This window comes from Roseiarcus sp. (assembly GCF_049514155.1).
In the GTDB taxonomy this organism is placed as follows: Bacteria; Pseudomonadota; Alphaproteobacteria; order Rhizobiales; family Beijerinckiaceae; genus Roseiarcus.
On record NZ_JBEKVH010000060.1, the window covers coordinates 1 to 21,266 of the forward strand.

21 protein-coding genes are annotated in these 21,266 nt (G+C 67.7%); 12 read left to right on the forward strand and 9 right to left on the reverse strand.

What is annotated here, in order from left to right:
* Positions 1–150: 150 nt before the first annotated feature.
* Complete coding sequence (gene mnmE / locus ABSF49_RS10595; RefSeq protein ID WP_424112620.1) at positions 151–1,488, reverse strand: tRNA uridine-5-carboxymethylaminomethyl(34) synthesis GTPase MnmE; 1,338 nt, start codon at positions 1,486–1,488, stop codon at positions 151–153.
* A 137-nt stretch (positions 1,489–1,625) separates the two neighbouring features.
* On the opposite strand from mnmE, the gene ABSF49_RS10600 reads away from it, so the two are divergent.
* Positions 1,626–2,591 carry a glutathione S-transferase family protein gene (locus ABSF49_RS10600; RefSeq protein WP_424112621.1) on the forward strand — a complete coding sequence of 322 codons (966 nt, stop codon included), beginning with the start codon at positions 1,626–1,628 and terminating at the stop codon, positions 2,589–2,591.
* Between the two features lie 16 nt (positions 2,592–2,607).
* Here the strand turns inward: ABSF49_RS10600 and ABSF49_RS10605 are convergent, their stop codons facing one another.
* The 3 genes from ABSF49_RS10605 to ABSF49_RS10615 all read right to left on the reverse strand — a co-directional run bounded on the left by ABSF49_RS10605 (position 2,608) and on the right by ABSF49_RS10615 (position 4,838).
* Positions 2,608–3,027: a hypothetical protein gene (locus tag ABSF49_RS10605; RefSeq protein WP_424112622.1), complete on the reverse strand. Its 420-nt coding sequence runs from the start codon at positions 3,025–3,027 to the stop codon at positions 2,608–2,610.
* A 341-nt stretch (positions 3,028–3,368) separates the two neighbouring features.
* Positions 3,369–3,998 carry a 2,3-bisphosphoglycerate-dependent phosphoglycerate mutase gene (locus tag ABSF49_RS10610; protein ID WP_424112623.1) on the reverse strand — a complete coding sequence of 210 codons (630 nt, stop codon included), beginning with the start codon at positions 3,996–3,998 and terminating at the stop codon, positions 3,369–3,371.
* Between the two features lie 90 nt (positions 3,999–4,088).
* Positions 4,089–4,838, reverse strand: coding sequence for a class I SAM-dependent methyltransferase (locus tag ABSF49_RS10615; RefSeq protein ID WP_424112624.1), 750 nt, complete (start codon positions 4,836–4,838; stop codon positions 4,089–4,091).
* A 94-nt stretch (positions 4,839–4,932) separates the two neighbouring features.
* Between ABSF49_RS10615 and gloB the strand changes: the two genes are divergently transcribed.
* Both gloB and ABSF49_RS10625 read left to right on the forward strand, forming a co-directional pair.
* Entirely contained in the window at positions 4,933–5,703 is a 771-nt protein-coding gene (gloB, locus tag ABSF49_RS10620) for a hydroxyacylglutathione hydrolase (RefSeq protein WP_424112625.1), read from the forward strand.
* A gap of 378 nt (positions 5,704–6,081) precedes the next feature.
* Positions 6,082–7,836, forward strand: coding sequence for an EAL domain-containing protein (locus ABSF49_RS10625; RefSeq protein ID WP_424112626.1), 1,755 nt, complete (start codon positions 6,082–6,084; stop codon positions 7,834–7,836).
* Between the two features lie 4 nt (positions 7,837–7,840).
* Here the strand turns inward: ABSF49_RS10625 and phaR are convergent, their stop codons facing one another.
* Both phaR and ABSF49_RS10635 read right to left on the reverse strand, forming a co-directional pair.
* Positions 7,841–8,455, reverse strand: coding sequence for a polyhydroxyalkanoate synthesis repressor PhaR (gene phaR, locus ABSF49_RS10630; protein WP_424112627.1), 615 nt, complete (start codon positions 8,453–8,455; stop codon positions 7,841–7,843).
* Positions 8,456–8,499: 44 nt separating this feature from the next.
* Positions 8,500–8,766, reverse strand: coding sequence for a hypothetical protein (locus ABSF49_RS10635; protein WP_424112628.1), 267 nt, complete (start codon positions 8,764–8,766; stop codon positions 8,500–8,502).
* Here ABSF49_RS10635 and ABSF49_RS10640 point away from each other — a divergent pair.
* The 3 genes from ABSF49_RS10640 to ABSF49_RS10650 all read left to right on the forward strand — a co-directional run bounded on the left by ABSF49_RS10640 (position 8,765) and on the right by ABSF49_RS10650 (position 11,231).
* A complete protein-coding gene (locus ABSF49_RS10640; protein ID WP_424112629.1) occupies positions 8,765–8,893 on the forward strand; it encodes a hypothetical protein in 129 nt (42 codons plus the stop codon). The genes ABSF49_RS10635 and ABSF49_RS10640 overlap by 2 nt on opposite strands.
* A 339-nt stretch (positions 8,894–9,232) precedes the next feature.
* Entirely contained in the window at positions 9,233–10,411 is a 1,179-nt protein-coding gene (locus tag ABSF49_RS10645; RefSeq protein WP_424112630.1) for an acetyl-CoA C-acetyltransferase, read from the forward strand.
* A 94-nt stretch (positions 10,412–10,505) separates the two neighbouring features.
* Positions 10,506–11,231, forward strand: a complete 726-nt coding sequence (locus ABSF49_RS10650; protein WP_424112631.1) for a beta-ketoacyl-ACP reductase — start codon at positions 10,506–10,508, stop codon at positions 11,229–11,231.
* Between the two features lie 281 nt (positions 11,232–11,512).
* On the opposite strand, the gene ABSF49_RS10655 is transcribed toward ABSF49_RS10650, so the two are convergent.
* Entirely contained in the window at positions 11,513–11,803 is a 291-nt protein-coding gene (locus tag ABSF49_RS10655) for a GIY-YIG nuclease family protein (protein WP_424112632.1), read from the reverse strand.
* 169 nt (positions 11,804–11,972) lie between these two features.
* Between ABSF49_RS10655 and ABSF49_RS10660 the strand changes: the two genes are divergently transcribed.
* Together ABSF49_RS10660 and ABSF49_RS10665 are read left to right on the forward strand one after the other, a co-directional pair.
* Positions 11,973–12,338: a hypothetical protein gene (locus tag ABSF49_RS10660; protein ID WP_424112633.1), complete on the forward strand. Its 366-nt coding sequence runs from the start codon at positions 11,973–11,975 to the stop codon at positions 12,336–12,338.
* Between the two features lie 871 nt (positions 12,339–13,209).
* Positions 13,210–14,064, forward strand: a complete 855-nt coding sequence (locus ABSF49_RS10665) for a TIR domain-containing protein (protein ID WP_424112634.1) — start codon at positions 13,210–13,212, stop codon at positions 14,062–14,064.
* A 283-nt stretch (positions 14,065–14,347) separates the two neighbouring features.
* Here the strand turns inward: ABSF49_RS10665 and ABSF49_RS10670 are convergent, their stop codons facing one another.
* Both ABSF49_RS10670 and ABSF49_RS10675 read right to left on the reverse strand, forming a co-directional pair.
* Positions 14,348–16,399, reverse strand: a complete 2,052-nt coding sequence (locus ABSF49_RS10670; protein ID WP_424112635.1) for a methylmalonyl-CoA mutase family protein — start codon at positions 16,397–16,399, stop codon at positions 14,348–14,350.
* A 76-nt stretch (positions 16,400–16,475) separates the two neighbouring features.
* Complete coding sequence (locus tag ABSF49_RS10675) at positions 16,476–16,781, reverse strand: hypothetical protein (protein ID WP_424112636.1); 306 nt, start codon at positions 16,779–16,781, stop codon at positions 16,476–16,478.
* Between the two features lie 253 nt (positions 16,782–17,034).
* Between ABSF49_RS10675 and ccrA the strand changes: the two genes are divergently transcribed.
* The 4 genes from ccrA (at position 17,035) to gor (ending at position 21,131) form a co-directional block, all read left to right on the forward strand.
* Positions 17,035–18,333, forward strand: coding sequence for a crotonyl-CoA carboxylase/reductase (ccrA, locus tag ABSF49_RS10680; RefSeq protein ID WP_424112637.1), 1,299 nt, complete (start codon positions 17,035–17,037; stop codon positions 18,331–18,333).
* A gap of 85 nt (positions 18,334–18,418) precedes the next feature.
* Complete coding sequence (gene rpiA, locus ABSF49_RS10685) at positions 18,419–19,120, forward strand: ribose-5-phosphate isomerase RpiA (RefSeq protein WP_424112638.1); 702 nt, start codon at positions 18,419–18,421, stop codon at positions 19,118–19,120.
* 28 nt (positions 19,121–19,148) lie between these two features.
* Positions 19,149–19,706 carry a DUF2059 domain-containing protein gene (locus ABSF49_RS10690; RefSeq protein WP_424112639.1) on the forward strand — a complete coding sequence of 186 codons (558 nt, stop codon included), beginning with the start codon at positions 19,149–19,151 and terminating at the stop codon, positions 19,704–19,706.
* 48 nt (positions 19,707–19,754) lie between these two features.
* Positions 19,755–21,131, forward strand: a complete 1,377-nt coding sequence (gene gor, locus ABSF49_RS10695) for a glutathione-disulfide reductase (protein ID WP_424112640.1) — start codon at positions 19,755–19,757, stop codon at positions 21,129–21,131.
* The last annotated feature ends 135 nt before the right edge of the window (positions 21,132–21,266 follow it).

Here is a 21,266-nt window from a genome sequence, read left to right on the forward strand (position 1 = left end):
GGCGCTGATCCCTTTCATGTCCAAGCGAGTCGCTAAACTCTGGAAATGATTAGAATCAATGCCGTGCGCTTTGCCCAGAAAAATCGAACCGGACAGCCGTGGGTCAAGCCCGGCCATGACGGGGATGCGCTGTTTCACGTGAAACAGTCCTCATTTCCCTACGCACAGCCGCTTGAAGATTTCGCCGAGCACGTCTTCGACGTCGATCCGGCCGGCGATCCGCTCCAGCGCCCGAGCGGCGAGCCGCAGGTCCTCCGCGACCAGCTCCAGCTCGCTTTGCGCCGGGTCGAGCGCCCGCTCGAGCGCCACAAGCGCGTCCGTGTAGGCGATCCGGTGCCGCTCCAGCGTGATCAGCGCTGGCGTCGGCCCAGTCATTTGCTCTGCCGCGACATCGGCGATCGCGTCAAGCAATTGTTCGATTCCCTCGCCGGTGACAGCGGAGACCCGGATTGCCTCCGCCTCCGCCCAAGCGCCGAGGTCGGCCTTGGTCGCCACCGTGATCGCGGCCCCCGGACCGGTGAAGGGCGGCGCGTCGTAGGCGGTCGAATCGGTCAGCCACAAGGTCAGGTCGGCGCGCTCGGCCCGTCGTCGCGCGCGCGCGACCCCCTCGCGCTCGATCGGATCGTCGGATTCGCGCAAGCCCGCGGTGTCGACCAGCGTGACCGGGAAACCTCTGAGTTCAAGCGAGGCTTCGATGAGGTCGCGGGTCGTGCCGGGGATCGGCGAAACGATCGACACTTCGCGCCGCGCCAGCGCGTTCATCAGCGTCGACTTGCCGACGTTGGGCGGGCCGGCGATGACGACGGTGAAGCCCTCGCGCAGGCGCTCTCCCGCTTCGGCGCCGGCGAGCGCGGCGAGCGTTCGCGCCGCCGCGGCCGCCGCGATGACGCGCGCCTGGTCGAGCGAAAGCGCGTCGGAATCCTCGACGTCGGAAAAGTCGATCTGCGCTTCGATCAGCGCCATCGCCTCGGCGAGCGACGCGCGAATCGCCTCGGCGTCGCGGCTGAGCGCGCCGCCGGCGATCCGCAGCGCCTGGCGCCTCTGCGCCTCGGTCTCGGCGTCGACCAGGTCGGCGAGGCCTTCGACTTCGGACAGATCGAGCTTGCCGTTCTCGAACGCGCGCCAGGCGAATTCGCCCGCTTCGGCCGGACGCAGACCGGGCAGGCGCGCCAGCGCGGCGACGATTCCGGCGACCGTCGCGCGGCCGCCGGTCGCCTGCAACTCGGCCATCTCTTCGCCGGTGAAACTCTTCGGCGCGACGAAGCGGACGACCAGCGCGCGGTCGAGGGTTTCGCCGCTGGCGGGATCGCGCAAATGCGCCAGCGTCGCGACGCGGTCCGGGAACGCCTTGCCCGGCGCCAGCGCCGCCAGCGCCGCCGCGCAACGCGGGCCGGAAACGCGGATGACGGCGATCGCCGCGCGTCCCGCGCCGGAGGCGGGAGCGAAGATCGTGTCGCGCGAAGCGGGAAGGAAAGGCGCGCCGGCCATGACCGCGAAATCCTCTGCGCGCCGAAGCGGCGCGGCGGCGCCTTCTATAATGCACACGGCGAATTGCGTCGCCGCCGATTGCGTTGTTCCGGCAATCTCCCCAAATGCCCGGAACGCCATTGGCGGGAGGGAGCCCGATGCTGGTCGACGGAAAATGGAACGGCGATTGGCAGCCGGTGCAGGCCAAGGACGCCAAGGGCGGCTTCGTTCGCCAGGAATCGTCGTTCCGCAATTGGGTGACCCCGGACGGCCGCCCGGGCCCGACCGGCGAAGGCGGATTCGCCGCCGAACCGGGCCGCTACCATCTTTACGTCGCGCTGATCTGCCCGTGGGCGTCGCGCACGCTGATCGCGCGCCGGCTGAAAGGGCTCGAGGGCGCCATCGCCGTCACCGTGGTCGAGCCGGTGATGACCGGGCAGGGCTGGCGCTTCGGCGACTACCCCGGCTCGGGTCCCGATCTCGTCAACGGCGCGACCTATCTGCACGAGATCTACACCCGCGCCGACCCGCACTACAGCGGCCGCGCGACGGTGCCCGTACTTTGGGACCGGGCCAAGCGGACGATCGTCAACAACGAATCGGCCGACATCGTCAGGATGTTCAACGCCGGCTTCGGCGCGCTCGCCGAGTCATCGCTTGACCTCTATCCATCTGATATTGCTAGAGAAATAGACGCGCTCAACGACCAGATGTATGGCGGGCTCAACAACGGCGTCTATCGCGCCGGCTTCGCGACGACGCAGGTCGCCTACGAAGACGCATTCAAACAGGTGTTCGCGACGCTCGACGCGCTCGAGGCGCGGCTCGCCGACGGACGCCGCTTCCTGTTCGGCGATCGTTTCACCGAGAGCGACATCCGCGCCTTCGTCACGCTCGTGCGCTTCGACGTCGCCTATCACGGCGTGTTCAAATGCAACCGCAGGCGCATCGTCGATTACCCGGCGCTGCAGGCTTACTTGCTGCGCGTTCTCGACGGAAACGGGATTCGCGAGACGGTGTCGATCGACCACATCAAGCGCGGCTATTACGCGATCAAGTCGCTCAACCCGAACGGAATCGTTCCGCTCGGACCGGACATTCCGGGGTTGACCGATCGCGCCTGAGCGGCCTGCGCTTCGCTCACTTGTAGGGCGGCGTGCAGACGACGTACTGGTCGGTGATGACGTCGCGGTCGCCCTGCTTCTCACGCTGGAAATAGAGATAGCAAATGCTCAGCGCGCCGGTGCGGTAGTCGACGCGGAACACGCCGCCTTCCTGTTCGTGGCGCGTCGCGACGAGCCCGTAGTCGCCCGGCTCCTGCTTGGTCGCGCCGTCGCCGCTGCGATAGCAAACCGTGATCCCGAACGCGCCCGGCTCGATGTCGGTCTTGCCCGGATTGTGGGCGTATTGGCAGGCGATGACGTCGCCGGTCAGCTTGTCGAGCCGATAGACCAGCGACAGGTTGATCTGCGGCGCGGCGAGAAATTCGAACTGCGGCGCCGCCACGGCGCCGCCGGTCGCCACGACGAGGGCGGCAAGAAGGAAGAGCAAGCGTCGCATCGCCGGACCTCGCGCTCAGAAGCGAATCACCGGCGCAAGTGTAGAGTGAGCCGCGATGCGAGGGAATCGCCGCTGCGCCGAGCCCGGCGAAACGTTCGCGCCTCCCCCTGCTCGCCGCCCTTCTTCCGGGTCTTTCCACCGCCCTCATCCTGAGCCGCCTGCGTAAGCAGGCGAGTCGAAGGATGGCCCGGAGCGCGCCGATCCCCCGCGTCGTTCGAGACGCGCCGCGGACGCGGCGCTCCTCACGATGAGGGGGATCGAGTTCTCGGATTTCCCGCCGCCCTCATCCTGAGCCGCCTGCGCAAGCAGGCGAGTCGAAGGACGAGGGGGATCGAGGCGCGTCAGGCCGTCAGCACGTCCTTCGTCGCGACGGTCGAATCGGGGTTGAGGCGGTAGACCAGCGGCACCCCGGTCGCCAGCTCCATCGACGGGATCGTCTTCGGGGTCAGGCGGTCGAGCACCATCACCAGCGCGCGCAGGCTGTTGCCGTGCGCGGCGACCAGCACCCGCTTGCCGCCCAGCACCGCCGGCAGGATGTTCTGGCAGTAGTAGGGCAGCGCGCGCGCCACCGTGTCCTTGAGGCTCTCGCCGCCTGGCGGCGGCACGTCATAACTGCGCCGCCACAGATGGACCTGCTCTTCGCCCCACTTCTTGCGCGCGTCGTCCTTGTTGAGCCCGCACAGGTCGCCGTAGTCGCGCTCGTTGAGCGCCTGGTCGCGCGTCTCCGGCAGGCCGGTCTGGCCGAGCTCGGCGAGCGTCAGCGCCAGCGTGTGCTGGGCGCGGGTCAGCGCCGAGGTGAAGGCGACGTCGAACTGCAGGCCCCGCGCCTTCAGCCGCCGTCCCGCATTTATCGCCTCTTCGACGCCGAGCGGCGTCAGGTCGGGATCGCGCCAGCCGGTGAACAGGTTCTTGAGGTTCCACTCGCTTTGGCCGTGGCGCAGCAGCACGAGCAGGCGTTCCGATTGCGGCATGAGTTCAGTCTCCAAGGCGGGGCGCGGGGTTCAAAGCACGATCCGCCGCCTTGGACAATCGCAAAAAACGGGCGTCCGCATTGCGCCGGCTCAACGGCTTCCCGCCGGCTGGCGATGGGCGACCGGCGCCAGGCCGGGCGGCAGCGCCATCGCCTCGCGCCGCGCCAGCCGCCGCACGCCGACCGGGCGGTAAAGCTGCTTGGTCGCCTCGACGATCAGCACCCCGGCGAAAGGCAGGCCGATCGCCGCGCCGATCCGCTCGATCGCCGGCGCGGAATTGAGGAAGAAGCGGCGGCGGAACGGCGGCGCATAAAGCGCTTCGCCCCAGAAGATCGGCGAGAACAGCGCCTCGCGCATCAGGTCGCGCAACTGCGTGCGCGAATAGGGCTGGCCCTGGCCGAACGGGTTGCCGTCGACCCGCGCCCAAACGCCGCGCCGCGACGGCACGACGAACATCGCCCGGCCGCCCGGCGCCAGCACGCGCCCGACTTCCTCCAGCACGCCGCTGGGATGCTCGGCGGTCTCCAATCCGTGAACGACCAGCGCGCGGTCGATCGAGGCGTCGGGCAGCGGCAGCATGTCGAGCTCGACCAGCGCCGCGGCGGCGCGTCCTTGCGCCGGCCAGCGCGCAACGCCGACTTCGGCCGGCATCAGCGCGAGCGTGCGCTGCGCCTGGTCGCGAAATCGCTCCAGCAACGGCCCGGCGAAACCGAGGCCGAGGATCGACAGGCCGCGGCAATCGTCCCAACGTGCGCGCAGCACCCGGCCGATCAGCCGCCGCGTGACGTCGCCCAGCGGCGAAGCATAGAAAGCGACGAGGTCGTTGACGTCGAGCGGCATGTTTGGCAAGGCCTGTCGGCGAAGCGCGGCGAATGTGGACCTTTCAAAGCCGTGGCGCAAACGCCGCCTCGCGGCGGAAATCAACGAGGCGGCCATGACCACCCACGTACGTCAGTTCCTCTGCCTGAAGGACAATTACGGCGTGCTGGTGCACGATTCCGACACCGGCGCGACGGCGGCGATCGACGCTCCGGACGGCGAGGCGGTCATCGCCGCGGCCGCGGCCGAGGGCTGGACGCTCACCGACGCGCTGATCACCCATCACCACGCCGACCACGTCCAGGGCCTGCCGGCGCTGCGCGCGCGCTATCCCAAGCTCAAAGTTGCCGCTCCGGCCAAGGAAGCGGCGCGCATCGGCGGCGTCGATCGACCGCTTTCCGAAGGCGACTACGCGCGCGTCGGCCGGCTCGCCGCCAAGGTCGTCGAGACGCCCGGCCACACCGCCGGCCATATCGTCTATTGGTTCGAAGAAGAAGAGATCGCCTTCGTCGGCGACACATTGTTTGCGCTCGGCTGCGGCCGGGTGTTCGAGGCGCCGCCGGCGGTGATGTGGGAATCGCTGTTGAAGCTTGCGGCGCTGCCCGGCTCGACCCAGATCTACTGCGGTCACGAATACACCGAGGCCAACGCGCGCTTCGCCCTGACGATCGAGGCCGACAATTCCGTGCTCAAGGCGCGCGCCGGCGAAGTCGCGACGCTGCGCGCCGCCGGCCGGCCGACCCTGCCGACCACCATCGCCGCCGAACTGGCGACCAATCCGTTCCTGCGCGCCGAGGAGCCGAGCGTGCAGGCGGCGATCGGCATGACGGGCGCCGATCCGGCGGCGGCCTTCGCCGAGATCCGCGCCCGCAAGGATCGCTTCTAGGACGATCGGCGCTTGGCTGGAATTGTTTCCCGCCGCCCTCATCCTGACCCGAGCCGCCGGCCGAAGCCGGCGAGTCGAAGGACAAGGGCGGGGGCGTCAGGCGCTTCCCCTCGTCGTTCGAGACGCGCCGCTGGCGCGGCGCTCCTCACGATGAGGGGGATCGAGTTCTAATCTCCCACAGCCCTCATCTCGGCCCGCCCACCCAACCGCCCTCATCCTGAGCCGCCCGCGAAAGCGGGCGAGTCGAAGGACGTTGCAGAACGCGCCAAAAAGCAGACGGTTGCCGCCGGCCCGGTTTGGTTGCCGAATCGTTAAACGGAAACCTCGCCTTAACCGATCGTCGCTAGATTTCGTCGGCGCGGCGGAGATCGGCGGGCGATGGATCGGCACAACGGCTCGGACGGCGCAGGCGCGAGCGAGGCGTCGGCGCGCGCGGCGAACGAATCGATCGAAGCGGGCGTCGCCGACGCATTCGCGCTTGATCCTCGCTCGACCCTCAACCGCCTGCGCGCGGTCGTCTACGATTGGGACATCGCCAGCGACCGATTGTCGTGGGGCCCCAACGCCGCCGAGACGCTCGCCGCGTTTCCAGCCAGCGCGTTGGCGACCGGCGCCGGTTTCGCCGAACTCGTCACCGCCGACTCGCCGTCGTCGCGCGATCGCGCGATCCGGGAATCGAGCGGCGGCGACGGCGGCGACGGCGCGCCCTATCGCGCCGTCTACCGGCTGGCCGCGCGCGGCGGCGGCGTCTTCACGATCGAGGATCTCGGCCGCTGGACCGCCGGCGCGAGCGGCCGCCCGGCGCGCGCCCACGGGCTGATGCGGCTGGTCGCCAACGACGAAACGCCGAGCGTCGGCGACGCCGCCGGCCTGTCGGAGCGGCGCGCGTTCGCCCGCGCGCTCGAAGCGCGCCTCAGCGAGGCGCGGCCCGGCGACGCGGGCTTTTCGGCGGCGATTTTCGGCGTCGAGAATCTCGGCGAGCTCAACCGCCGTTACGGCTACGAAGCGGCCGACGAGGCGATCGCGACGGTCGGACGCCGCCTCGCCGCCAACGTTCGCGCGATCGACATCGTCGCTCATTTGGCCGGCGGCAAGTTCGCCGCGCTGCTGTCGGCGGGCGCAGAAGAGTCCTTGGCGATCGCCGCCGCGCGCCTGATGCAGCGCGTCTCGGCAGAGCCGATCGCCACATCGGCCGGACCGCTGCGCGTTTGCGTGCGCGTCGGCGCGGTCCTGGCGCCGCGCCACGGGCGCAGCGCCTGCCGCCTGTTGCAGCACGCCGAAGAAGCCTTCGAAACGGCGGCCGGCGAGCCGCGCCGCTTCGCCGTCTACACGCCCGGCCAGGCGATCAGCGACGCGCGTCGCCGCGAAGCGGCGATCGCCGACGAGATCCTCGCCGCGCTGAACCAGCGCCGCGTCCTGGTCGCCTACCAACCAGTGGTCGCGGCCGCCGACGGGCGCGTCGCGTTTTATGAGGCGCTGCTCAGGGTCAAGCAGGAGGACGGCGAAATCGTCGGCCCGTCGGCGTATCTCCCGGTCGCCGAGAAAGTCGGGCTGGTCGATCAGCTCGATCAGCGCGTGCTGGAGCTCGCGCTCGATCGCCTCGTCGCCGAACCGGGCTTGCGCGTCTCGGTCAATGTCTCGGTCGCGACCTTGCGCGCGCCGGGCTGGCTCGAGCGGCTCAAAGTCCTGCTCGGCGCGCATCCGGGCGCGGCCTCGCGGCTGATCGTCGAGATCATCGAGACGTTGGCGCTCGAACCGGTCGAGGAAATCGAGCGCCTGCTCGCAGCGATGAAGTCGCTGGGCTTGAAGATCGCGATGGACGACTTCGGCGCCGGCCACACGTCGTTCCGCAACCTGCGCCGGCTGGGGATCGACATCGTCAAGATCGACGGCGCCTTCGTTCAGAACGTCGCCTGCTCGCTCGACGACCGCGTCTTCGTCCGCAGCCTCGCCGATCTCGCGCGCCATCTCGGCCTGACGACGGTCGCCGAATGGGTCGAGGACGAGGAAGCGCGCCGGTTGCTGCGCGATTGGGGCGTCGACCTGCTGCAGGGCCGGCTGCTCGGCCGTCCGGAGCTCTACGAGCCCGGCGGCGCCGCGACGACCGCGCCGCGCTCGCTCGCCGCCGGCTGAGCCGTCAGCCTTCCGGCTTGTCGCTCAGGCTGTCGAGCCGGCGGCGCATCTCCATCAGCTGCGCGCGCAATTCGTCGATGTCGGGTTTGGCCGCCGCAGCCTCGCCCTTGGCCGGCTCGGCCGCCGCGCCGTTCGGCGGCGCCGTCTTCGCGCCGGCGAAGGGCGAGAACATCCCGAGCGCCTGGTGGAAGGCGGCGAGGTTCTTGCGCGTCATCTCCTGCAGCGCGTTGAAGGAGGTGGGCGCGAACGGCCCCTGGCCGAAGGCGCGCGTCGCCGCCTCGCGCATCGCCTGGGTCTCGCCGCGAAACTGGTCGATCGAATATTCGAGATAGCTCGGCAGGAACGCCTGCACGCTGTCGCCGTAGAAGCGGATGAGCTGGCGCAGAAAGGTGATCGGCAGCAACGATTGGCCCTCGATCCCCTCCTGCTCGAAGATGATCTGGGTGAGGACCGAGCGGGTGATGTCCTCGTTCGTCTTGGCGTCGTAGACGACGAAATCCTCGCCGGTTTTGACCATCTTGGCGAGATCGGCGAGCGTCACGTAGGCGCTTGACGCGGTGTTGTAGAGGCGGCGGTTGGCGTATTTCTTGATCGTGATCGGTGCGCTGGAATTCGTCATCGGTGACCGTCTCGACGCTACGCTCGCCTATGGCTCGGGCGCCGTCACGATAGGCCATTTTTTGCGCTGCCGGAACAGTTTTTTGCACTGCAACGCGTCGTCCGAAAGGCGAACAGGCGCGTCTTTGCCCCTTTGTCCGCCTTGGGCGGCCGTCGCGTTTCGACGGAGCGGCCGCTCAGCGCGAAGATGATGCGGGCTGGAGCCGCGCGGGTGACGCCCGTGTTCGTCTTGCCGTCGGCGGCGGCGAGATCCTCGCCGGTTTTGACCGTCCCGGCGAGAGCGCCGCGCGCCGCGTCGGCGCCGCACGCCATGTTGCAGCGGCGGCGCTTCGCGTATTTCTCGATCGCGCCCGGCGCGCCCGGGTTCGTCGTCGTCGACCGCCTTGACGTCATGCTCGCCGCCGGGGGGCCGATCAGCCTCGGCCGGAGCTCCGCCTGAGCGAGCGATTTCTGCCTGTCTTTATGTATGCGCGCCACATTTAATTTGAGATTGTATGGCTTCTGTTCACATTCAATTTGGCCTTCATAGCTGCGCCTATGGCGTCATTCCTTCGCATACAGGGGACGCCGATTTGACGACTGCGCTGGCCATGCCCGAAATCATCGGCGCGCGCTCCGCGCGCTGGTGAAGCGCAGGCGGTCGGCGGATCGCTCGGACCAATTGCCGAGAGCCTTGCCGCTTCCGGCGCATCCGTCCGCGTGAGATAGAAGATCAGCGAGCGGCGCTCCGTGTTTCGGCGACGGAGGCGCCGGGTCGCGTCCCAGGGAGCACCTCGCCATGTCGGCTTTCGATATCGTCATCGCCAGCGCCAAGCGCACCGCCGTCGGTTCGTTCAACGGCGCTTTCGCCAACACGCCCGCCCACGATCTCGGCGCGACCGCCCTCAAGGCGGCGATCGAAGCGGCGCGGCTCGACCCGGCCGAGGTCGACGAGGTGATCCTCGGCCAGATCCTCTCCGCCGCGCAAGGCCAGAACCCGGCGCGCCAGGCGGCGATGAAAGCCGGAATCCCTCAGGAAAAAACCGCTTTCGGCGTCAACCAATTGTGCGGCAGCGGCCTGCGCGCCGTCGCGCTCGGCCTGCAGCAGATCGTCAACGGCGACGCTCAGATCGTCGTCGCCGGCGGCCAGGAATCGATGTCGCTCGCGCCGCACGCCGCCTATCTGCGCGCCGGCGTGAAGATGGGCGAGATGAAGTTCCTCGACACCATGCTCAAGGACGGACTGATCGACGCCTTCCAGGGCTATCACATGGGGATCACCGCCGAGAACATCGCCGCCAAGTGGCAGATCAGCCGCGAGGAGCAGGATCACTTCGCCGTCGCTTCGCAGAACAAGGCGGAAGCGGCGCAGAAGGCCGGCCGCTTCAAGGACGAGATCGCTCCGGTCACCGTGCCGAGCCGCAAGGGCGACGTCGTCGTCGCCGACGACGAATACATCCGCGCCGGCGCGACCTACGATTCCGTCGCCAAGCTGCGGCCGGCGTTCTCCAAGGAAGGCACGGTGACGGCCGCCAACGCCTCGGGCGTCAACGACGGCGCGGCGGCGCTGGTGGTGATGACGGCCGCCGAAGCGAAGCGCCGCAATATTACGCCGCTGGCGCGCATCGTCTCCTGGGCGACCGCCGGCGTCGACCCGGCGATCATGGGCAGCGGGCCGATCCCCGCCTCGCGCAAGGCGCTCGAGCGCGCCGGCTGGTCGGTCAAGGATCTCAATCTCGTCGAGGCCAACGAAGCGTTCGCCGCCCAGGCGATCGCCGTCAACAAGGACCTCGGCTGGGATCCGGCGATCGTCAACGTCAACGGCGGCGCGATCGCGATCGGCCATCCGATCGGCGCCTCCGGCGCGCGGGTGCTGGTGACGCTGCTCTACGAGATGGCGCGCCGCGACGCCAAGAAGGGCCTCGCCACGTTGTGCATCGGCGGCGGGATGGGCATTGCGATGACGGTCGAGCGCTGAGCCGAGCGCCGCCGTCGCGACGAGAATAGGCGAAAAGAGCGCCGCCGAGCGGGCGGCGCCCGCGGCCCAAGGGGGCCAACAGGGGAAGGATGTCATGAGTAAAGTCGCAGTCGTCACCGGTGGCACGCGCGGCATCGGCGCGGCGATTTCCAAGGCGCTGGCGGCCTCCGGCTACAGCGTCGCGGCCGTCTATCACGGCAACGACGAAGCCGCGGCCCGCTTTCACGCCGAGACCAGCGTCGGCGTCTACAAGTGGGACGTCGGCAATTACGAAGCCTGCGTCGCCGGCCTCGCCAAGGTCGCCGCCGATCTCGGGCCGGTCGACGTCCTGGTCAACAACGCCGGCATCACCCGCGACGGCATGTTCCACAAGATGACGCTCGACCAATGGCGCGCCGTCATCGACACCAATCTCAACTCGCTGTTCAATATGTGCCGCCCGGTGATCGAAGGCATGCGCGAGCGCGGCTTCGGCCGCATCGTCAACATCTCCTCGATCAACGGCCAGAAGGGCCAGATGGGCCAAGTCAATTATTCGGCGACCAAGGCCGGCGATCTCGGCTTCACCAAGGCGCTCGCCCAGGAGAACGCCAACAAGGGCGTCACCGTCAACGCGATCTGCCCCGGCTACATCGCCACCGAGATGGTGATGGCGGTGCCGAAGGACGTGCTGGAGAAGGCGATCCTGCCGCAGATCCCGGTGCGCCGGCTCGGCCAGCCCGAGGAGATCGCCCGCTGCGTGCTGTTCCTCGCTTCCGACGACGCCGGCTTCATCACCGGTTCGACCCTGACCGCCAACGGAGGGCAGTACATGGCGTGAGGGCTTGGGCGGGGTTCGCGGTTCTCTCTCTTTCTCTGCGTCACGCGCGTCCCCGGATCAAGTCCGGGGACGCGCATGACGCGGAGAGGGCGCCGCCCGATGCGGGCCGCGAGTGATCGCGACCAGTGAGAGAACCGTCACGCCCGGACTTGATCCGGGCGCCCAGGTGGGGACGATTGTGGTTGGCCGCGCGCGCCCCATCCTGGATGCGCGGATCAATCCCCGGATCAAGTCCGGGGACGGGGACGCGCATGACGCGGAGTGGGCGGCCAAGCGCCCTTTCAGGAATTCAACGTCTCGTAAAGATCAGCCCATTCCGGATTCATCTCCTGGATGAGCGCCAGCTTCCATAGCCGCGGCCAATGTTTGATCGTCTTTTCGCGCTGGATGGCCGTGCGGATGTCTTCGTGGAACTCGTAATAGACCAGCCGCCTCAGCCAATGCTGCTTGGTGAAGCCGTCGATCAGCCCCTCGCGGTGCTCGAATGCGCGCCGCGCCAAGTCGGCGGTGACGCCGACATAGAGCGTTCCGTCGCGCTTGTTCGCCATGAAGTAGACATGGCCACCCTTCATCCGAAAACGCCCATCCGCACGGCAGCCGGCCTCGAAACGTTAACCGACTGCCCCTCTCTCGTCACGCCCGTCCCCGGACTTGATCCGGGGATTGATCCGGGCGCCCAAGCGCCGACGGTTGTGGGTCGCCGCCGACGGCGCCTCCTGGATGCGCGGGTCAAGCCCGCGCATGACGACCGCATTCAGCGAATTGGCGCGTGCGCGCCCTCTGCTCGTCACGCCCGGACTTGATCCGGGCGCCCAAGCGGCGACGATAGCGACTCGCCGCGCAAGCCTCGTCTTGGATGCGCGGGTCAAGCCCGCGCATGACGATCCGCATCCAGCGAGTCGGCGCGTCGAACGCGCGTTCGACATGGGCGTTGATGTCGCCGTCGATGGCGAGACGCTCCAGCAAGTCACGGCCGGTCCCGAGCTTGCCTGTCGCTCCCGCCGACCCGCCGCGCCGTCGACCTCACGCAGGCCAAAACTTCCGAAGCCGCAACGCTGTCAATGGTCTTCGACCGCCCTCGGCGGCGCGCGGAACGCGCGCCATTGACAGAGCCAAAACCTCGGAAGTTCATGCTTCCATGAAGTCGACGGCTTGATGTGTGGCGGGAAGCGGCGGAGCGGTTCAGGTCGCGAAAGTCGGGCGCTGACTGAGGATCGCGAAATTATGCAATTCGTATCCTGTCCCAGTAATTCCCCGTCGCGCTTGCTCGCCATGAGGTAGACATGGCCACCCTTCATCCGAATACGCCCAACGATACCGCCGCTCGAAGTTAGCCGAGCGGCATACCCTCGTCACGCCCGGACTTGATCCGGGCGCCCAGGCGGCGACGGTCGCGACTAGCCGCTCGCGGCTCGTGCTGGATGCGCGGGTCAAGCCCGCGCATGACGGCTAGCGAGTTGGCGCCTCGAACGGGCGTTCGACATGGGCGTTGATGTCGCCGATAGCGAAATCCTTCGGCGAGACGCGGCCGGTTCCGCGCTTCACGACCGCTCCCGCCGACACACCGCGCCGTCGACCTCGCACTGGCTGACTGCGTTACAACACGAGCTTACGTAGGCCCAATTTCGAATTCACAAGCTCGCAATAGAGGAGTAATCAGTTACTCTCGTAATGCTGTAAACTTGGGTATAGATCGATGGCTCAAAAAAGGCCTCCCGAAGCACGAGCTTCAGGCGAGAAAACAAAAGCGTCAGCCGCAAAACGAAGCTATTTCAAGCAATCGGATTTTCCACTTACAACCCTTCAGCAAGCGCAAAAGATCGCGTCTGCAATAGTCGACAACTTTGCCGGCGATGGGGGGTCGCCCCCGGACATAGCCCTTGCGCTCGAGATAAGCCCGACTAGTAGCGCTTGGCCGGCGTTATGCGGTGCGGCTATAGCGTACGGTCTTACCGAGGGCGGCATTAATGCGAGCAAGATGAAACTCACCGCCCTCGGTCGAAAACTGGTGGCCCCAGAAGAGGAGGGAGAAGACCTTCTTGCGCGGCGCGAGTCGATTTTAAAGCCAAGGCTTGTCCGAGAGTTTTTCGAGAAGTATCGGCGCGCAAAGTTTCCGAGTGCTATAATTGCGGGCAACGTGCTGAAGGGAATGGGACTGCCGCCCGACCGCGTGGACACGGCGCTCGAAATCATTGAAGCCGACGGGCGATATGCGGGCATTATTAGAGATACTCCCACCGGGCCGTTTATCAACCTCGACGCTCCCGGCGTGCCCGCGCCGCTGGCAACCCCGCCAAGCCGCGGGAAAGGCACATTCGTCGACCCAGAAGAAGCCAGCGAAGAAAAAACCGCACGCGCATCGGACTTGACGTCAGTTGCTTCCGACCAGGCAAGCGCCGAAACCGCGATGAAGGCGAATCGCGTCTTCATTTCACACGGCAAACAGAAAGCAATTGTTGCGCAAATTAAGGAGCTCCTGACGTTCGGGAGCTTCGAACCAGTTGTTTCTGTTGAACGCGAGGCAACCGCGATACCAGTTCCCGAAAAGGTATTCGAAGATATGCGGTCTTGTGGAGCTGGAGTGATACATGTCGGCGCCGAGGGCAAATACCTAGATAAGAATGGTGCCGAGTTAGCCAAACTGAATGACAATGTACTTATTGAAATCGGAGCGGCGATGGCGCTGTATGGAAAGAAAGTCATATTACTTGTTGAGCGTGGCATCGCTTTACCGTCGAACTTACAGGGCCTCTATCGATGCGAATTCGAAGGGGATAAGCTTGATTACGACTCAACCATGAAGCTTCTAAAAACGTTTAGCCAGTTCCGCTGACCGGGCTTTCCGGGCTTTCGGCTACGGCTTTACGGCGGCTTTACGCCGCTTTACGGCGACAGGATACGAATTGTCCTATTTCGTTTCCTCAGCGCCTCATTGCGCCGGCGCGGCGGAAAATTGCCGCGCAAGCCGCTGAAAACAAACTATCGCGCCTGAAAATGGCGCCGCCTCTGCTTGATCCGGCCGCAGCTTCCGCCGTGAGGCGTTTGTTCCGCTGTCAGCCCTCGACGCCGCGAAGCGAATCCTGCGCCCCTTGCTATGGCCCCGGCATCGTCGCGCTTCAAGCCCGCCCTCCGCCCGCCCCCCGCGCCCCTTCCTCGAACGCCCGCTCCACATGGGCGACGATGTCGCCGATGATCGCGTTGAGGGCGAAATCCTTCGGCGTGTAGATCGCGGCGACGCCTTCGCGCTTCAACGCCTCCGCGTCGGCCGGAGGGATGATGCCGCCGACGACCACCGGCACCCGCGATAAGCCCGCCGCCTTCATCAGCGCCAGCACTTCGCGCGTCATCGCCAGATGCGAGCCCGACAGGATCGACAGGCCGATGCAATCGACGCCGTCGTGAGCGCGCGCGACGATGTCCTGCGGCGTCAGGCGGATGCCGTCGTAGACGACGTCGAGGCCGGCGTCGAGCGCGCGCGTCGCGATCTGCTCGGCGCCGTTGGAATGGCCGTCGAGCCCCGGCTTGCCGACCAGCAGCTTCAGCCGATGGCCGAGCTTGATCGACACGCGCTCGACTTCGCTCCGCAGCGGATCGAGATCGCCGGATTGCTGGCGGGCGCGGCTGCTGACGCCGGTCGGCGCGCGATATTCGCCGAATTCGGCCCGCAGCGCCGCGCCCCATTCGCCGGTCGTCGCGCCGGCCTTCGCCGCCTCGATCGACGCCGGCATGATGTTCGCCCCGCTCTTGGCCGCCGCGCGCAAAGCCGCGAGCGCGCGCTCGACCTGCGCCGCGTTACGCTCGGCGCGCCAGACGCCGAGACGTTCGATCTGCTCCCGCTCGGCCTCGGGCGAGGAGACATGGATCGCGCCGTCGCCGGCGGTCAACGGCGAGGGCTCGCTGGCGGTGAAGCAATTGACGCCGACCACCTTGAGCTCGCCGCGCTCGATCGCTTCGATCCGCCGCGCGTTGGATTCGACCAGCCGCCGCTTCAATTCGCCCGATTCGATCGCCGCGATCATGCCGCCCATGCCCGCGATCGCTTCGAGCTCGGCCTTCGCCTCGGCGATCAACGTCTCGACCCGCCGCTCGACTTCGACGCTGCCGTCGAAAATGTCGCCGTATTCGAGCAGGTCGGTCTCGAACGCCATGATCTGCTGCAGCCTCAGCGACCATTGCTGATCGAACGGCCGCGGCAGGCCGAGCGCCTCGTTCCACGCCGGCAATTGCACCGCGCGGGCGCGCGCGCCCTTCGACAGCACCACCGACAGCATCTCGATCAGGATGCGATAGGCGTTGTTCTCCGGCTGCTGCTCGGTCAGGCCGAGCGAGTTGACCTGCACGCCGTAGCGGAACCGCCGCTTGGCGGGATCGGTTATGCGATAGCGCTCGCGGGTGATCTCGTCCCACAGCGCGACGAAGGCGCGCATCTTGGCGAGCTCGGTGACGAAGCGCATGCCGGCGTTGACGAAGAACGACAGGCCGCCGACGACGTTGGCGAAGCCTTCGGCGTCGATCTCGCCCGAAGCGCGCACCATGTCGAGCACGCCGATCGCGGTCGCCAACGCGTAGCTGAGCTCCTGCACCGGCGTCGCGCCCGCTTCCTGCAGATGGTAGGAGCAGACGTTGATCGGGTTCCACTTCGGCGTCTCGCGAACGCAGAACAGGATGAGGTCCTTGGTCAGCCGCAGCGACGGGCCGGGCGCGAACACATACGAGCCGCGCGACAGATATTCCTTGACGATGTCGTTTTGCGTCGTGCCTTGCAGGCCGGCGCGCGGCGCGCCCTGTTCGTCGGCGACCGCGACATAGAGCGCCATCAGCCACGGCGCGGTGGCGTTGATGGTCATCGACGTGTTCATCGCGTCAAGCGGGATGCCCTCGAACAGCGCCCGCATGTCGCCGATGTGGGAGATCGCGACGCCGACCTTGCCGACTTCGCCGCGCGCGATTCGGTGGTCGCTGTCGTAGCCGGTCTGGGTCGGCAGGTCGAAGGCGATCGACAGGCCGGTCTGGCCCTTGGCGAGATTGGCGCGATAGAGGCGGTTCGACTCGCGCGCGGTCGAATGGCCGGCGTAAGTGCGAAAGATCCACGGCTTGTCGCGCTTGGGCGCCGCCTGGCCGTCGTCGATGGCCGGCGCCGCGCGCCGCTTCTGTCCCGGTCCGCTCATTGTGCACAGCACAATCGCAGAAATTCGCCAGGGCGGCTAGATAAGCCGGCGTCGTCCCTTAGGCGGAGGCGGGCGGCTAGAAGACGCGCGTGCGGGCGAAGCTCAACAGCAACACCAGCAGCACCGGCGCGGCGAACAGCAGGCCGAAGCTGAGGTAGGGCTCGTAGCGCAGATAGGGGGTCATGAAGTTGTAGCGCACGTAGAGCCCGGCGAACACGCCGGCCAGCGCCAGGATCGAGTTGATGTACGGGCCAAACCCTTGGCGGCCCATGAGATAATCGAGCACGAAGCCGATCAGCACGAAGCCGACGAAGGCGGCGAGCCAGAAGCAGACCATCTCGAACCCGTCGAGATCTCTAATCATCAGAAAGAGGGGCGTCATCGCTTCCATGGCGGCCTCGCGCGGACGGCGGCGCCGGCGAGGCGCCGCTTGGCCGTCAGCTTACCCAGCCATTCGTTTGCGCCCGGTGAACGTGACCTAGCGGAATGGCCAGAGACCAAAGTGGGATTGATTTTGGCCGGCCGGGGCGCGATTGTCGCTTGCTGCGGTGCAACAAGCCGGAGGAAATCGGCGCCCGCGCCTGTCGCTCGAGGGCCGCCGGCCCGCCGGCGCGGCCCGCGTCACGAGGAACGTCATGGCCATTCGCTCCGGGGGCGGCGCTGCGCTCGGCCCCGTTTCCGCCGCCGTCGCCAACAAGGACCTCTACGAGATCGGCGAAATCCCGCCGCTCGGCCATGTGCCGGCGTCGATGTACGCCTGGGTGGTGCGCAAGGAGCGCCACGGCCCGCCCGAGCAGTCGATGCAGGTCGAGGTCGTGCCAACCTGGCCGCTCGACAGCCACGAAGTGCTGGTTTTCGTCATGGCCGCCGGGGTCAACTACAACGGCGTCTGGGCCGCGCTCGGCGAGCCGGTGTCGGTGCTCGACGTTCACAAGCAGCCCTATCACATCGCCGGATCGGACGCGGCGGGCGTCGTCTGGGCGGTCGGGTCGAGGGTGAGGCGCTGGAAGGTCGGCGACGAAGTCGTCGTCCATTGCAACCAGGACGACGGCGACGACGAGGAATGCAACGGCGGCGACCCGATGTTTTCCGCCTCGCAGCGCATCTGGGGCTACGAGACGCCGGACGGCTCCTTCGCCCAGTTCTGCCGGGTGCAAGACCGCCAGCTGATGGCGCGCCCGCAGCATCTGAGCTGGGAGGAGAGCGCCTCCTACACCCTGACGCTGGCCACCGCCTATCGCATGCTGTTCGGCCACGAGCCGCATCGGCTCAAGCCCGGCGACAACGTGCTCGTCTGGGGCGCTTCCGGCGGCCTCGGGGTGTTCGGCGTGCAGCTTTGCGCGGCCGCCGGCGCCAACGCGATCGGCGTCATCTCCGACGAGTCCAAGCGCGACTACGTGATGAGGCTCGGCGCGCGCGGCGTCGTCAACCGCAAGGATTTCTCCTGCTGGGGCCAGTTGCCCAAGGTCAATTCGCCCGAGTTCGTCGCGTTCATGGCCGAAGCGCGCAAGTTCGGCAAAGCGATCTGGGACATCACCGGCAAGCGCGACGTCGACATCGTCTTCGAGCATCCCGGCGAGCAGACGTTCCCGGTCTCGTGTTTCGTCGTCAAGCGCGGCGGCATGGTGGTGTTCTGCGCCGGCACCACCGGCTTCAACTTCACCTTCGACGCGCGCTTCATCTGGATGCGGCAGAAACGCATCCAGGGGTCGCATTTCGCCAACCTCAAGCAGGCCTCCGCGGCCAATCAATTCGTCATCGACCGCCGCATCTCGCCCTGCATGTCGGAAGTGTTCCCGTGGGACCAGATCCCGCGCGCCCACACGATGATGTGGAAGAACCAGCACGCGCCGGGCAACATGGCGGTGCTGGTCGGCGCGCCGCGCCCCGGGCTCAAGACGTTCGAAGACACCCTCGCCGCCGCGCGCGAATAGCGGCGCGACCGACGATTTGCCTTTCTTTCGTCGAATCGCTAGGCCATCGCCGCGGGCGGGAGACGCCCGCGGCGGAGTGAGGGCATTGTCAGACAGCGAGACCTACAAGCGGCAAGCGGCGGAACGGGCGATCGCCCTCGTTCGGCCAGGCATGCGGCTTGGTCTCGGCACCGGCTCGACCGCTCGCCATTTCGTCGACCTGGTCGGGGCCGAGGTTCGCAAGGGGCTCGATATTGTCGGCGTGCCGACTTCGGAGGCGACGGCGCGCCAGGCGGGCGCGCTCGGAATTCCGCTGTCGACGCTCGACGAAACGCTCGAGCTCGACCTCACCGTTGACGGCGCCGACGAGATCGACGGGGCGCTGCGGTTGATCAAGGGCGGCGGCGGCGCGTTGCTGCGCGAAAAGATCGTCGCCGCTTCGTCGCGCCGCATGGTGGTCATCGCCGACGCGAGCAAGCGCGTGGCGCGGCTCGGACGCTTTCCACTGCCGATCGAGGTCGTCCCGTTCGGCGCCGCCACGACGATCCGGCGCGTCGAGCGCGCGACCGCCGCGCTTGGCCTCGCCGGCCCGCTGACATTGCGCCGTCAGGGCGGCAAGCTGTTCGTCAGCGACGGCGGCCACTACATCCTCGACTGCGCCTTCGGCGCGATCGCCGATCCGCAAGCGCTCGCCCAGGCGCTCGCCTTCATTCCCGGAATCGTCGACTACGGGCTGTTCATCGGCATGGCGAGCGCCGCCATCGTCGCCGGTCCAGCGGGCGTCGAGTCGCTTGGCGCGCTCGACTGAACCTCAATCGCCAGAGGAGAGAGACATCGTGTCGTTCCCAATGATGAAAGCGTCCCTCGCCGCCTGTTTCGTCCTCGCGCTCGGCGCTGCGACGGCGGCTGCCGGCAATTCGGCGCCCTCGACCCCGGCCGCGACGCCGGCGGCGCCGGCCGCGACCGCGCCGGCCCCCTCGCCAGCGGCGCTCGGCTACGCGGCGACGATCCTCAACGACGTCGGCATGAAGCCGTCGCTCGACCGCATCGTGCCCGGCATGTTGTCCGAGATGCAACACGAGATCCTCGCCACCCGGCCGGAGCTGAAAGACCCGCTCGGCGAAGCGGTGCAAACCATCACGCCGGAATTCCTCAAGTCCGAACAGCAGGTGCTCGACGCCGCCGCCAAGGCCCTCGCCTCGCTCTTGACCGAGCCGGAGCTCAAGGACGTCGCCGCCTTTTACGAAAGTCCGACCGGCAGGAAGTTCGTCCTCGCCCAGGTCGCGCTGGCCAACCGCATCGCCGCCGTGGCCACCGAGTGGCGCCAGCAACTGTCGACCGCCATGCTCTCGCGCGTCCACGAAGAGATGAAGAAGAAGGGCAAGGACTTCTAGTCCGCCCGATCTCGCGGCGCGGCGGGCGACAGCGAAAGGGGCGGGACGATGGCGTTCGACTGCGACCTCTTCGTCATCGGCGCCGGTTCGGGCGGCGTCAGGGCGGCGCGCGTCGCCGCCGGCCATGGGGCCAAGGTCGTCGTCGCCGAGGCTTTCCGCGTCGGCGGAACCTGCGTCATCCGCGGTTGCGTGCCGAAGAAACTGCTGGTCTACGCCAGCCGCTTCGCCGACGATTTCGCCGCCGCGGCCGGCTTCGGCTGGACCGTCGAGCCGCCGCGCTTCGACTGGCCGACCCTGGTCGACGCGAAGAATGGCGAGATCGCGCGCCTGTCGGCGGCCTATCGCGCCGGCCTCGACCAGGCGGGCGCGGCGCTGATCGAGGAGCGCGCGACCGTCGTCGACCGCCACACGTTGCGATTGTCCGGCGGGCGCACGATCAGCGCCCGCCACATCCTGGTCGCGACCGGCGCGCGGCCGGAGCCGCCGGCGAGGTTTCCCGGGCTCGAGTTCGCGATCACCTCCAACGAGATCTTCGACCTGCCCGCCTTTCCGCGGCGCCTGCTGGTGGTCGGCGGCGGCTATATCGCGGTCGAGTTCGCCTGCTTGTTCGCCAAGCTCGGCGCCGAGGTGACGCAGGTCATGCGCGCCGACAACGTGCTCAGAGGCTTCGACGAGGACATGCGCGCGGGCCTGCGCGACGAGCTCGGGCGCGCCGGCGTGCGGCTGCGCTTCGGCGCGCTGCCGACCCGCTTCGAGCGGCGCGGCGAAGCGCTGCTGGCGACGCTCTCCGACGGCGGCGCGCTGACGGTCGACCAGGCGCTGGTCGCGACCGGGCGGCGGCCGAACACCGCGGGGCTCGGCCTCGAGGCGGCCGGGGTCGCGCTCGATGCTGCCGGCGCGGTGGCGGTCGACGACCGCTCGACCTCGAACGTCGCTTCGATCCACGCGGTCGGCGACGTCACCAATCGCATCAATCTGACCCCGGTGGCGATCCGCGAAGGCCAGGCGCTCGCCGACCATTTGTTCGGCGGCGGCAAGGGCGTCGTCGACCATCGCGACGTCGCCAGCGCCGTCTTCGCCACGCCGGAGATCGGCGCGGTCGGACTGACCGAGGCCGAAGCGCAACAGTGTTTCGAGGCGGTCGACGTCTATCTCGCCAATTTCCGGCCGATGAAGGCGACGTTAGGGGGCGGGGCCGAGCGGACGATCATGAAACTCGTCGTCGACGCCGGCTCGGATCGCGTCGTCGGCGTCCACATCCTTGCGCGCGAAGCGGCGGAGATGATCCAGGTCGCGGCGATCGCGATCAAGATGGGCGCGACCAAGGCGGATTTCGACGCCACGATGGCGCTCCATCCGACCGCCGCCGAAGAACTGGTGACGATGAAAGCGCCGACCCGGCGCCATCGCCGCGCCGCGTCCTGATCTCGCGCGTCAGGCCGCTTCGACCGCTGCGACGCCCTCGATCAGATCGCGGGCGAAGGCGAGCTCGGCGCCGGCGAAATCGATGAAGGCGCGCACGCGCGCCGAGTGCCGCAGATCGGCGTGGGTCAACAGCCA